Raw genomic sequence first — 13,071 nt, forward strand, 5'->3', positions numbered from 1 at the left:
CTTTTGGATAGAATATATTTTACGGGTTTATTTCAATCCAGACCGGGCAATGATCACTTGTTCCCTGCCAACCGCGAACATGTTTGTCAACACCGCCACCAGTCAGCTTCTCCGACAAAACCGGAGACAGCAGAAAATGATCCAGTCGCAAACCGGCATCTCTTGCGAATGCATTTCGAAGATAATCATAAAAAGTATAGATAATTTCATCAGGATATAGGGTTCTTATTGCATCGGTCCAGCCCAGTGCCAAAAGCTTCTTATATGCTTTTTTAGATTCGGGGAAGAACAGTGCATTATTCCTGAACCTCTCGGGGTTATAGAGGTCGAGATTGCTTGGGATGACATTGTAATCACCAATGAGAACTGTCGGAAGGTTAAACGAAAGCAGTTTTTTAGAATGAGCCGTCAGCCTCTTGAACCATTTTAGTTTATAGTCAAATTTAGGTCCCGGCGCAGGATTACCGTTGGGAAGGTAAATGCAACCTATAATAAGACCATTAATGAAAGCTTCAATGTATCTGCTATGGTCATCATCCGGGTCACCGGGCAGGCCACGCCTTGTTTCTTTGATTTCTGTCCTGGATAGGATTGCCACTCCATTCCAGCTTTTCTGTCCCTGCCATATGGAATGGTAACCAGCATCCATCAATTTTTTAGCAGGAAAATCCTTGTCCTGGCATTTGATTTCCTGTAAACATACAACGTCCGGCGACCGCTCTTTTAACCATTTGAGCAGAATTTCGATTCTGCCATTGACACCGTTAATGTTGTAAGTGCTCAGAATCATTTAAAAATTTCCTGCGATTTAGTGTAATAAGCTTTGCGCCCACCAATTTTTTCAGATAAGATCTCTTCCCCTTTTGCTGTCTTTTTTAATTCAGTACCATGTACCGACATAAAATCACGAAGCTCACCTTTTAGCTCATCACCATTTGCTTTTGCAATTTTTGATATTGCCCCGCTCAAGACAGATTTTATGCTTTTGTACAATCGCTTTGCCGCTTTATTCGGAATGGCCTTGGCGATTGAAAACGGAGAAACTCCGGCATGATAAAGTATCTCATCCGAATAGGAATTGCCTATCCCGCGAACAAGATGCTGATCCATGAGCAAAGTTTTTATCGATGTTCTCTTTTTAGCCAGTAAATCAAAAAAATATTCCTCTTCCATTTCAAGCGCATCAGGGACTTCGATAGGTTCAGGATTCAAGGTGGGCGTTGCCTGCTTTTGAAGATCGATCAATGCAAATGCATCGCCCCCTTCAAAATGAAACCCTAGAATCTGGAAGCGTGGCGGCTCATCCTGATCAATGGAGATAAGTTCTCCCCTGAGCATTAAATGAAGACCGAGAACCTGTGAACCTGAGAAAATAAGTTGAAGCGTTTTTCCGGAACGCTGAACATCCAAAAGTTCTCTTCCTTCCAAAGCTCTTTTTATTTCCTTGGCCGAGACATTAATTTTTTTGGATTCCGTAATTTCCAGCGTTTCCAAAATCTGCCCTTTGAACTTTCGGGTTAGTATCTGAGCAAATACGGTTAAATCTGGTAATTCTGCCATGGCGCTACGCGGATAGATATTTCTTGATTTCGCGAATGGAATTTCCCTGCAATAGCGCTGCGGATTTTAGCTCACCCGTACTAATCTGAAACTGTTCAGCCCAATAGCGGAGTTCCCTAGGATCATCTACATTTAGCTCTCCGTCATTTGTCCCAAACTCCTGTGGTTCCAGGGAATCAAGATCGCTTTCAGTTTCATGTCTGTCGAGGCAATCATCAGAAGTGGCGAATTTTTCTAAATTACTGTCGCTATCGACTCCATTTCCAAACTTTGGCTGACTGTTTTGCTGATTATCCATAACTATATTTAGATTACTGTTTTTTTCTAACCGGGTAAAACTGATCATAAAAGGACTGAACATGATCAGGCGTTGTACTGCTTAGAATTTTTTGAACATAATCCACTACAGGATCCCCGGTGGTACTGTTGCGGAGATGAGCCTTGAGTTTTTCATCCCAGTTGTTTACAGCTTCAGCAACAGAATTACCTCTTCCAAGTATCGATTCATGGATATCCTGAGGGAGCACACAGACAAAACCCGGAGATTCACTAAAGATCTCTGCTCCGAGTTTCCCGGCAAGCCCATCAAGTGAGACATCTACCGACTTACGCCTTGGCATGGGTTTTAATATATTCGGCAATTTTCGCCCTTGAAGAACTTCCCGAAGCTTTAGCCAGTTCCTTATATTGAGCAGAAGTTACTCCGGCCTGTTTTGCTGCATAAGCAACTTCGCTTGCATCGTTCAGATCAACTTTTGAATCTTCTCTGCCGTCCTGTTTATGTTTGTTATCGCTCATAATATTAATTTATGATATAACCCATCTCAACTGAAAATGGTTTTAAAATCTCAGCGATCAGTCCCAAAAAGCGCCTTATGGAAGCATCATCCATATTAAATCGCGTACTCGATGGCGGGCAGGTCTTCATAAATAAAGGGCGTTGATGGCTCAAGTGTCGACAAGAATTCTTTCGCAATCGTGCAGGCATCCATCTGTTTGGCAGGAAACTGACTGGATGCAATTTCGGTAATCCGCTCATCGCTCAGATCCCCGAACATCCATTCATAGGCCAGCTCATCATTTAAAATGGTAGGCATGCGTTTTTTGGAATTATGGACCTGTTCCATAAGCGGATTGGCCGGCGCGGTAGTGACAGCGACCGTCTCAACTATTTCCCCGGTTTCCTGATCGGTCCACTCCTGATAAATTGCCGCCATGTAGAAGTATTCCTCGTCTTTGACAGAAATATAGTAAGGATACTTAACGGCAGTTTTCAAAGGCTCTCCTGTTTTTTTGTTCTTCGGAAACACATGGCGCCACTCATAAAATCCCGTTGAAAGCACCAGGCATCTGCGCTCGCGGGCTGCCTTTGCATAAATCGAAGGACCACCTTTTTCATTTGAAAAAAGATTTTCAGCTTTTGCATTGAGTGTTGTATATCCGATATGCCATTTACCGGCAGCATCTTTATACCCATTGCGGAAATTCTTTGCAGCCTCGCGGTTCTTAAGGTAGGGAGGCAGAAAACCCCATTCCATCTGCACGATATCAAAGTTTGTCTGTTCAGCATCTCTTTTTAATACCGCCACAGGTGAATAGGCAAAGCCATTATGAACAGCCCTGTCGAGAAACTGATAATTCTTTACTGCCTTTTCAAGCTGATGGAGTGATATAAACTCTGCCCTTGAAACGCGTTGACCATTGTAGTAACACATAATTATTTATTTTTCAAATGTTCAGCAATCTTTTTACCAAAAAATTCGGCCTCTACCTGTCTTCCCTGCGGAACAGATGTCCAGAATGGCCTGTAACCATTTGCTTCGGTTACGTTTAGTGGTGGTCTTCCATCGGAGAACTCGATCCTATATATTTCACTGCCTCCGATCAGATGAGAGGTAACGGTCATCTTAATATCGGGAAGGACAATCTCAAATGCCTCTTCTATTTTCATCATCTTAAAAATACAAATCGTTAACCAAAAAGGAAATGATTAGTTGATGCCTATAATTACAAAATACGGATCATCGGCTTTCTTAACCATCAGGTCCAGGTGCTCCTCGAAATCAACCAGGTTTAAGACTTCATCTTTTAAGAACGTAGTGAAGACTTCCATATCTGTTTCCTTTGAAATAATCACCTCAAGGGTTTCACTGCTCTTCCAATGGGTAGACTCAATTTCGGGATAGGCGCCCTTTAATAGTGAGGGATATCCCTTTCTGGAAAAAGCCTCTGAAAGCTTGGACGCAATATCCCAGACGTGAGGCGCTAGTTCTTCATCTAATGTGTCCCATTGAAGACCCAGATTTTCATCACGCCACATACTTCCGAGATATTTGCCATCGAGCGTCACCCCATAGCATTCTCCTGAAGTCTCTACGACAGCCTCTTTTATCCCGCTGTCGGTTGGGATTTCAAAAATATATCTTTCCATATTCAGTCCGGGTTCCAATGGTTTTAACTGCTTAGTCAACTTAAAATGTTTTTTTGAGAAAATCAGATAAGCTGCAGTTAAGGAAAATCCGAAAATACAACCAGTTATCAGTTCACTGCGATGTGCTTTTGCCCAGCTGATGACACTTTTTTCTAATTCACTAATTAGGCTCGTTACTTCTTTTCTGTCCATTTTGTAACAACAATTATTTGAGCAGATAGGTTTTGAAAATCAGGATGATGGGATAAAATCGATTAAGAATTATTATCCATAAATAAGATTTTAAGATCTATTTTATCAACGATGGTCATCACAGTAAGGAATGCAAACTTTCCACCAAAACAGGAATGTTTTCCACAATTCATTTTTTACTAACATTTTTAGCTTTATGTTTGTTGTATAATTTTATAATACTAAATATAATAGTATTTAACTCAGTAAGTCATGAATGCCAAAAAAGAATTACTTCAGAAATTGCAACAGGATATCCTGTTATGGCAGGGGTTTAAACCCCATTGCACAGACAATGCCGAACGCATCGGACTGGGAGAGATTGAAAATTCATTTCCCGGTGGTGTTTTTCCCAAAAAAGCAATTCATGAATTTATCACAATTCAGCCGGAGCATTCGGCGGCCAGTGACGGCTTTATCGCCGGGCTACTTTCCGTCCTTATGGAAAATGGTGCGGCCTGCGTTTGGGTAAGCACAACCCGGCATCTCTTCCCCGCTTCTTTGAGCTTATTTAACGTAGAGCCTGAGCGCATTATTTTTATGGATGTTCAGAGCGAAAAGGATGTGCTATGGATTACAGAGGAGGCCATCAAATGTGCGGGGCTTGCGGCGGTTGTGGCAGAACTGAACAATGTGAGTCTTATAGAATCCCGCAGGCTGCAGCTGGCGGTTGAGACCAGTGGTGTTACGGGATTTATCCTGCGCAAGGACGGAAATAAAAAGGCGAGCACCGTGGCAACAGCAAGATGGAAAGTCAGTCCGCTTCCTTCAGTTACGCATGACGGCTTGCCCGGGATCGGATTCCCGCGCTGGCAGGTTGAGCTGCTAAAAGTCCGTAATGGAAATCCGGGAAGCTTTATACTGGAATGGGCAGGCGAAAAATTTGAAGAAATTAAGAAAACCGGTAATCAACCGATTTGGTCTGATCTGGAGGGCAGACAAATTGGATAGCTATTATGCAAAGGCGTTTTGTTTCGATATGGTTCCGCCAATTACTGGCTGACTGGCAGCTTATCCGCCGCCCTGAACTGGCCGAGGTGCCTTATGTTTTTGCTGCGCCGGACCATGGGCGGATGATGATAACCGCAGTAAATTCATTGGCATTTAGCTTTGGAGTTGAGGTCGGCATGCGTGCAGCGGATGCGAAGGCCATATGTCCGGGGCTCGAGGTTCTGGACGATAAACAAGGCCGCGCAAAAAACCTTCTAAGAGCACTGGGCGAATGGTGCGTGCGCTATTCGCCCATTGTATCCATTGACGAATTTGGAATGGACGGACTGTTACTTGACGTTTCAGGCTGTCCGCATCTTTGGGGTGGAGAGCGAGAATACCTGAAAGAAATTGTCAGCAGGTTGAAAAGTAAGGGCTATACCGTACGCTTAGCGATTGCCGATACACCCGGCGCTGCATGGGCCGTTTCCCGGTTTGGTAAAGTTACGCCATTGATTCCTTCCGGCGAACATGTAGATGCTCTGCTCAGTCTGTCTCCTGAGGCGTTAAGACTGGAAGATACAGTTCTTGCGAAACTTCGTAAACTGGGATTCTATCAGATAAAAAGCTTTATAGGGATGCCCAGATCGGTGCTCCGAAGGCGATTCGGGGAAGATTTTTTATTGCGGCTGGCTCAGGCTATTGGAACTGAAGCAGAAGCGCTTATTCCATTAAAGGTTCCCGTAGCATTTAGCGAAAGGCTAGCCTGCATGGAACCGATCAAAACCAAAACTGCAATTGAGATAGCGATTCAAAAGATGCTTGAAAATCTGTGTAACAGGATGCAATCTGAAGGTAAGGGATTGCGAACAGGAATGTTGACAGGATACCGTATCGATGGAAAAATTGTGCAGGTTTCCATTGGAACCAGTGGCGCTTCGCATAGTGTGAGTCATCTATTCAAACTTTTTCAGTTAAAGATCGATCAGATCCGACCAGCCCTGGGAATTGAACTATTTGTTCTTGATGCGCCAAAGGTGGAGGATGTCGATGTGCCCCAGGAAGAAATGTGGTCATCCAAGCCCGGCCTGAATGATAATAGTGTGATCAGGTTTCTGGACCGTGTTGCCGGAAAGGTTGGTGCGCAAGCAATCCATCGTTTTTTGCCTGCAACGAGATACTGGCCGGAACGTGCAATATCAAAGGCAGCTTCGGTAACAGAAAAGGCCTCAAATCCATGGCGAACGGATAAGCCCCGGCCGACCGAAATGCTTAAGGTTCCCGCCCCTATTGAGGTAATGGCGCTTATTCCGGATCATCCGCCAAAGTTTTTTATTTATAAAGGCGTCCGCCACCTGGTTTCAAAGGCAGACGGTCCCGAGCGGATTGAGCGCGAATGGTGGATGGATAAGGGAGAGCATAGGGATTATTATCAGGTAGAAGATGAAGAAGGATGCCGCTACTGGCTTTTCCGTTCCGGACACTATGGTGGGGAACAAAAACACAAGTGGTTTATTCATGGATTTTTTGCTTAAAGGAGATGGGTTATGGCTTACAGTGAATTACAGATTACCTCAAACTTCAGCTTTTTGCGTGGCGCTTCGCATGCGCACGAACTGGTTGAACAGGCCGAAATCTTCGGTTATAAAAAAATAGCCATAACAGATAGGAATACACTTGCCGGAATCGTACGGGCGCATGCCGCCTGCCGAGAGAAAAACATAAAACTAATTCCCGCCTGCAGGCTGGATCTGCTGGATGGACCGAGCCTGCTCGCCTATCCCACGGATAGGGAAGCTTATGGCAGGTTGTCCGCACTATTGACATTGGGCAATATGAGAGCAGAAAAGGGCAGCTGCCATATTTCCCGTGCCGATGTTTACGCCCATAGCAAAGGGATTCTTTTTGCCCTTGTAATGCCTGGCGCTTTGAACCGTCGCTTTGAATATGAGGCTAGCTTTATCGCCTCAGTTGCAGAATATCGCGACGCTTTGGGAGGTCAGCTTTACCTTGCTGCAACAAGGTCTTATTTGGGAAACGACGATAAGCTGATCTTTCGAACCTCACAACTTTCCAAATTCTATGAAATACCGGTAGTCGCAACAGGCGACATCCATTATCACAATCCTTCACGAAGAGAACTTCAGGATGTACTGACCTGTGTAAGAGAGAAATGCACCATTCAGGAAGCAGGGTTTCGTTTACATCAAAATGCTGAGCGGTACATGAAAGAGGTGGCTGAGATGGACAGACTTTTCAGAAAATATCCAAGCGCAATTCAAAACACGATGGTCATTTCCGAAGCCTGCAATTTTTCTCTTGATGAGCTCAAATATGTCTACCCCGAAGAAATCAATCCAAGCGGACGCAGTCCGATGGAGGAGCTCGAATTTTTGACCTGGAAAGGTGCTCATGAATTTTATGGCGAGAAGATCCCGGAAAAGGTTGTTAACATGATCCATCATGAGATGGCTTTTGTGAGGCAGATGGATTATGCCAATTACTTCCTTTTTGTTGAGGATATTGTTCGTGAGGCCAGATCCCGCGGGATTCTCTGCCAGGGTCGGGGTTCGGCAGCTAATTCTGCAATTTGCTTCGTGCTGGGTATTACCTCTGTTAATCCGATGAAGTTTGATTTGCTATTTGAGCGCTTCATCTCACCCGCCAGAAACGAACCACCGGATATTGATGTCGACTTCGAGCATGAGCGCAGGGAAGAAATCATCCAGTATATCTATACCAAGTATGGACGTGACCGTGCGGCAATCGTTGCAACCGTCACACAGCAACACCAGAAAGGAGCCATCCGGGATGTAGGCAAGGCTATGGGGCTATCTGTTGATACAATCAATCGCCTGTCAACCTCGATCTGGGAGTTTACAGATGAATGGTTCGAGGGCAAGCGCGTTACCGAGCAAGGTCTAAATCCAAATGATCCGCACCTTAAGAAAACACTTGAGCTTACTTCCCAAATGATGGGCTTTCCGCGGCAGCTCGGTCAGCATACAGGAGGATTTGTAGTTACGCAAGGGAAGCTTACAGACCTCTGCCCTATCCTAAATGCCCGGATGGAAGACCGCACCAATATCGAATGGAATAAAGATGATATCGATGCGCTGGGTTTTTTAAAGGTGGATGTGCTGGCGCTAGGGATGCTTACCTGCATCAGAAAGGCTTTTGATCTCTGCCGGGATCATTACGGCGTGCAATATACCTTGGCAAACATACCACAGGATGACCCGCAGGTGTATGATATGATTTGTCTGGCTGATACACTCGGCGTATTCCAGATCGAAAGCCGGGCACAGATGTCCATGCTCCCTAGGCTTAAGCCAAGAGAATTTTATGATCTGGTGATAGAGGTCGCTATCGTTCGCCCAGGACCTATCCAGGGAGACATGGTCCATCCTTATTTGCGCAGACGCAGCGGCGAAGAACCTGTAGTTTACCCCTCGCCAGAACTGGAAAAAATTCTGGGTCGCACCTTAGGCGTTCCGCTGTTTCAGGAACAGGCGATGAAGATAGCTATAGTAGCGGCGGGATTTACCCCTGCTGAAGCCGATGGTCTACGTCGAAGCATGGCAACATTCAAGTTTAAAGGAATGGTGAACCAGTATGAGCAAAAACTTATCGATGGGATGATGAACAAGGGTTATACAGAGGAATTTGCAAAAAGGATATTCAGGCAGCTGGAAGGATTTGGGAGTTATGGATTTCCTGAAAGCCATGCTGCCAGTTTTGCCCTGCTCGTTTATGTCTCTTGTTGGCTTAAACATTATTATCCGGACGTTTTCGCTGCTGCATTGCTGAATAGTATGCCGATGGGCTTTTATCAACCGGCACAAATCGTTATTGATGCGCAGAAGCATACTGTTCAGGTTCGCGAAATTGACGTCAACTATTCCTTTTGGGACAATAAACTTGAAGAAAAATCAGGGAAGCATTTTGCGCTTCGGTTAGGGTTCAGGCAGATCAATGGCATCAGAGGAGATGACATGGATATTTTGGTCAATGGTCGCGGAAGCGGTTATCAAAGTATTACCGCAATCAGGGATTCAGGAATATCGATAGCCACCTTGGAGCGGTTGGCTGATGCAGATGCATTTCGTTCGATGGGGCTGGATAGACGAAAGGCACTTTGGGAAGTCTCTGCCTTAAAAGATATGCCGGAAGAACTGTTCAGGGGGCAGCCTTCTGAAAGTGCATTGGAAACGCAGGTTGAACTGCCGTTAATGGGCAAGGGAGAGCATGTTGTACAGGATTATGCGACTACAGGACTTTCCCTAAAAGCGCATCCTGTGAGTTTTGTGCGGCCGCAGCTTGATATGCTCAACATCAGAACTTGCCATCATATCAACAATGATTCCACAGATGGTCAGCTGGTTAAAGTCGCTGGATTAGTCTTGGTTCGCCAGCGTCCCGGAACAGCAGGAGGTGTATGCTTTATTACTATTGAAGACGAAAGCGGGTATTCTAATTTAGTTGTATTTGAACAGCTGTTTGAAACTTACCGTAAGGAAATCCTGCATTCGAGGCTGCTCATGGTGGAAGGCCGATTGCAACGAGAGGGACAAGTCGTACACGTCATTGTGGGCAAATGTTTTGATTTCACAAAGATGCTCGGAAAATTGGTACAAAGGGAAGTTGATGATTTGCCTGTAATGACCCTAGCTCGAGGTGATGAAATAACGGCACCATATCCATCACAAAACAAACCTACTCAGGTTAGGGAAGACGAACCAAAGAAAGTTTTCCATGGCGGTAGGAATTTCAAATAAATCAAGCTGGAAGATGAGTTATAAGTTCGGAAAGCAATTTTATTCAAAGCTGAAATGAAATAAATATTCTCATTCTTTATCAGGAATTAACCCACTCTTACCAGATTCTATTATAGAATTACCTGATGACCCATTTATTAAGTTCTGATTTTATCTGATGTTCCCAAAAGCATATGACTGTATATCCTATCTCAGCAAGAAATAGATTGACCTCGCTATCCCGTTGCATATTGCACTCAATTTTTGCTATCCAAACTCAGCGTTACTTTTTAAGGGTTTTCTATTTACTGACCTATTGAATCCGTGGCAGAAGTCACCGTCAATAAAAATATTGGGATTACTCATAACTTTATCAGGTGTATTCTAAAGCGGATTTGTTTTGCCAATACAACAAATTTATTTCTAGCATGGAGGGGTTAATTTATTCCGGTTTATCCAATGAAAAAATTGAAAATGAACATTTCTAACATATTTGGCCCAAAGCATTTCGATTATTCGTCACCTTGAAATATCTTTTCTTCTAAATCATCTGCGTACATTTGAAAATCTGACATAAAATTGTCCAAGATGGGATGGTTCCATTCCAAAGTGAGGCGCGAGCCCTTGATTGGTTCGTTGCGCCTCCTGAGAACGACCAAAGGACTTTGCTTCAAGTTTGGAGCTAATATATCATTTGAGGTACCAACATAGCTGGCAATTGCATCCATCAACGCCTCATCAGACCATATACCCTCAGCAAGTTCTCTCTCATTTATCTTATCGTATTCATCTTGCAGCATGTTGTCGAAATCACCGTTGTCAGTACCGTATACCGGGCTCTCTGAAAAATGCACTTCGGTCTGATTTGTGCATAACTTTCCAGTAATTGTTTCAATCTCAGTCTCGGTTGATTCAACATAGTTGAATATAAGGGTTAATGGCGCAAAGCATTTACATACCCCACACTTCGGTATATTCTTTTCTCTTAGCAGCTTGTATTTTTTCTCCTTGATCCTGGCAAACTCTTCAAGAAAAGCAAATGCATTTTTGGAATCTTTAATTATAACAATGTTTTCAATCAAAGAATAGGCATTTTTAGTCCAGTTGTAAGAACCTGTTATTACCGTAAATGAGTCGATCACACAGAATTTACTGTGTATGAAGAACTTGTTCGCTGGATCCATAACAAAAATTTTTGCCCCTAGTTGTTCAAGGCTCTTTAAATCCAGCTTAAAATCAGCCAGCTTTGTTTTTCTCGAAATTTTATTTTTTGCCGCTGGTCGTAGATATCTTTTGCTAGATGATTTTTCGATTATTGCAATCATCTTTTGTTGTTCCTCGTACCTATTCCGTCGTTTGTTACTTTCATCATCTAAAAGTATCAAATCGACCTTAACATTATCGATAAGTCGTTCCCGAAGCGCATCGAAAATTTTTTCATCGGTAAACCAAGCCATAACGATAGCTATGTGTGTTTTCGCTTCAGATATCTCTTTGATGATCTGCGTCGCTATATTGTTGAAGTATGGTTGGATCATTTTTTCATATCGATATTATGGTTTGAAAGACAAACTTCGTCCAGCTAAATTCGAGACATTAAGATAATATAAACTTGGACTATTACAGAGACGACTCCTTTGTCAAATTTCGTTTTTATGCAGGCTCTCCTGAGCCGGTGGTAATTGGCCTAGACGGCGCACCCTTTATACTAAAATCCTGATAGTAGCCCTCAAAATTCAAGATCTTCAATAGTATGCGATTGGACAGAACCTCATAAACCTTGGTCAGAATTAGGTCGTCATGTGCTAAAGATTCGTCCTTATAGCTTCTGTTTCCATGGGTCATTTTGTTCCGGAGATTGATCGCCCTCTTTTCTGGCTCGCTTAATTCAATTCCCAGCTCCGAAAGAAAAAGGTTTATTTTTTCATTTGGGCCTTTACGGAATGCACTTTTTATTTTATTTAAAATAATTTCGACTCCCGGGATCAAACCAAGTTTTTGTTCAATAGATTTAATACCTTCACTTATAAGTATCTCATAATCAGATTTCGGGAGATACTCGAGTTCGTTCTTACCTCTCATTTTTAAGAACTTATCTGCTACAATCTCTACTGCCCCTGCCAATATCGGTAAATTCACCCCGACAGGAATTTCTGCCGCAATCCATCTCCGCTCCACAGCATGGTTTAAAGAAAGTGAGGATTTTAGATGCAGGTATCGTTCTAACAAACTGTTGGACTGCAGATTGATGTTTCCCCATTCATATTCAAAGTTAAAACGGATTGGAGGTAGGGATGGATTCAGGGAGGTGGGTATATTCGGACTGTCAAGTAAAGCCCTTACCGGCTTGCCATCGCTAATAGTGACGTTTCCCATATAGTATAGCTTTGTTCCCAATATGAACGAAAAGAAATGCTTAATATCCTCTAACAAATCTCCTTTAGCTTTCGAGATATTATCGCCTCTAAATTCAAAGCATAACCCGGCTAGCCCATTGGGGACAAAAAACTTCGGGACCTGCGCTACGATAAGGTCTATCTGGGGGATGTTGATTGGGATATAATCTCCGGAACTTGCACTTCCAAACATTCCCGAATTTTTCTCATCAAATTCATCGATCCCAAGCCTTGCCTTGAATATTCCATCTGCTGGCCTTCGGACAGTAGTTCCGTAAAAGTGGGGAACAATATTCTTACATAGAAACCATTCGTAATGAATTTCTGAAGACGACGGAGATTCCAATACGTTATACTCAATTTCAACTTTATCAAAAATAACATCCACAGAAGTTGGCTCGCGAAAATTGCCATCGATTCCGTATTTTACCGAATAACCACCAAAAATGCAACCGGTTAAAGTTATCCCATTTCCATTACCATCACTTCCTTTAATAATTTGCTGCACAGCAATATTTCCCTTTCCGATATAATTTTCGGAAAAATTCGTTTGGACTTTTTTTAAGGTTCCTTTTATGTTTGCCTTAAGTTGAAGGTTATCCTGACGCCAAATTTCTAATTGAGCATCATCCTCCATTTGGAAAGAGGGGTCTTCAATCTTTAGTTTTTTTATTATAATGGGAAAATCGATCGCTTCCCATTCCAGATGGGCTGTGTTAAGGTCATTCATGTAAAAGTTTTTTTTTTCTAAAGATATAGCTAACCC

Annotated in this window: 13 protein-coding genes; 3 read left to right on the forward strand and 10 right to left on the reverse strand. The window is 43.2% G+C overall.

What is annotated here, in order from left to right; genetic code table 11:
- Nucleotides 1-19: 19 nt before the first annotated feature.
- The 8 genes from xth to AC0IWE_RS15560 form a co-directional block, all read right to left on the reverse strand.
- Nucleotides 20-790: an exodeoxyribonuclease III gene (xth, locus tag AC0IWE_RS15525; protein ID WP_471793767.1), complete on the reverse strand. Its 771-nt coding sequence runs from the start codon at nt 788-790 to the stop codon at nt 20-22.
- A complete protein-coding gene (locus tag AC0IWE_RS15530) occupies nt 787-1,560 on the reverse strand; it encodes a DNA-formamidopyrimidine glycosylase family protein (RefSeq protein WP_471793768.1) in 774 nt (257 codons plus the stop codon). The genes xth and AC0IWE_RS15530 overlap by 4 nt, the downstream gene beginning before the upstream one ends.
- Before the next feature lie 4 nt (nt 1,561-1,564).
- Nucleotides 1,565-1,858, reverse strand: coding sequence for a DUF3606 domain-containing protein (locus tag AC0IWE_RS15535; RefSeq protein ID WP_471793769.1), 294 nt, complete (start codon nt 1,856-1,858; stop codon nt 1,565-1,567).
- 13 nt (nt 1,859-1,871) lie between these two features.
- Complete coding sequence (locus AC0IWE_RS15540) at nt 1,872-2,180, reverse strand: hypothetical protein (protein ID WP_471793770.1); 309 nt, start codon at nt 2,178-2,180, stop codon at nt 1,872-1,874.
- Complete coding sequence (locus tag AC0IWE_RS15545; protein ID WP_471793771.1) at nt 2,167-2,358, reverse strand: DUF3606 domain-containing protein; 192 nt, start codon at nt 2,356-2,358, stop codon at nt 2,167-2,169. Before AC0IWE_RS15545 ends, AC0IWE_RS15540 begins: the two co-directional genes overlap by 14 nt.
- A 95-nt stretch (nt 2,359-2,453) precedes the next feature.
- Nucleotides 2,454-3,275: an SOS response-associated peptidase gene (locus AC0IWE_RS15550; RefSeq protein ID WP_471793772.1), complete on the reverse strand. Its 822-nt coding sequence runs from the start codon at nt 3,273-3,275 to the stop codon at nt 2,454-2,456.
- A 2-nt stretch (nt 3,276-3,277) separates the two neighbouring features.
- Nucleotides 3,278-3,514, reverse strand: a complete 237-nt coding sequence (locus AC0IWE_RS15555) for a hypothetical protein (RefSeq protein ID WP_471793773.1) — start codon at nt 3,512-3,514, stop codon at nt 3,278-3,280.
- Nucleotides 3,515-3,550: 36 nt separating this feature from the next.
- Nucleotides 3,551-4,183, reverse strand: a complete 633-nt coding sequence (locus AC0IWE_RS15560; protein WP_471793774.1) for a hypothetical protein — start codon at nt 4,181-4,183, stop codon at nt 3,551-3,553.
- Nucleotides 4,184-4,435: 252 nt separating this feature from the next.
- Here AC0IWE_RS15560 and AC0IWE_RS15565 point away from each other — a divergent pair, with 252 nt between their 5' ends.
- The 3 genes from AC0IWE_RS15565 to AC0IWE_RS15575 are packed head-to-tail and all read left to right on the forward strand — an operon-like array spanning nt 4,436 to nt 9,930.
- Complete coding sequence (locus AC0IWE_RS15565) at nt 4,436-5,173, forward strand: ImuA family protein (RefSeq protein ID WP_471793775.1); 738 nt, start codon at nt 4,436-4,438, stop codon at nt 5,171-5,173.
- Between the two features lie 5 nt (nt 5,174-5,178).
- A complete protein-coding gene (locus AC0IWE_RS15570) occupies nt 5,179-6,687 on the forward strand; it encodes a Y-family DNA polymerase (RefSeq protein ID WP_471793776.1) in 1,509 nt (502 codons plus the stop codon).
- 12 nt (nt 6,688-6,699) lie between these two features.
- Nucleotides 6,700-9,930, forward strand: coding sequence for an error-prone DNA polymerase (locus AC0IWE_RS15575; protein WP_471793777.1), 3,231 nt, complete (start codon nt 6,700-6,702; stop codon nt 9,928-9,930).
- Nucleotides 9,931-10,421: 491 nt separating this feature from the next.
- On the opposite strand, the gene AC0IWE_RS15580 is transcribed toward AC0IWE_RS15575, so the two are convergent.
- Both AC0IWE_RS15580 and AC0IWE_RS15585 read right to left on the reverse strand, forming a co-directional pair.
- The gene (locus AC0IWE_RS15580; protein WP_471793778.1) at nt 10,422-11,447 is read right to left on the reverse strand and encodes a phospholipase D-like domain-containing protein; all 1,026 of its coding nucleotides are present in this window, start codon (nt 11,445-11,447) and stop codon (nt 10,422-10,424) included.
- 115 nt (nt 11,448-11,562) lie between these two features.
- The gene (locus AC0IWE_RS15585) at nt 11,563-13,035 is read right to left on the reverse strand and encodes a hypothetical protein (protein WP_471793779.1); all 1,473 of its coding nucleotides are present in this window, start codon (nt 13,033-13,035) and stop codon (nt 11,563-11,565) included.
- Nucleotides 13,036-13,071: the final 36 nt, after the last annotated feature.

It is taken from the genome of Pedobacter sp. AC402, from assembly GCF_979252805.1.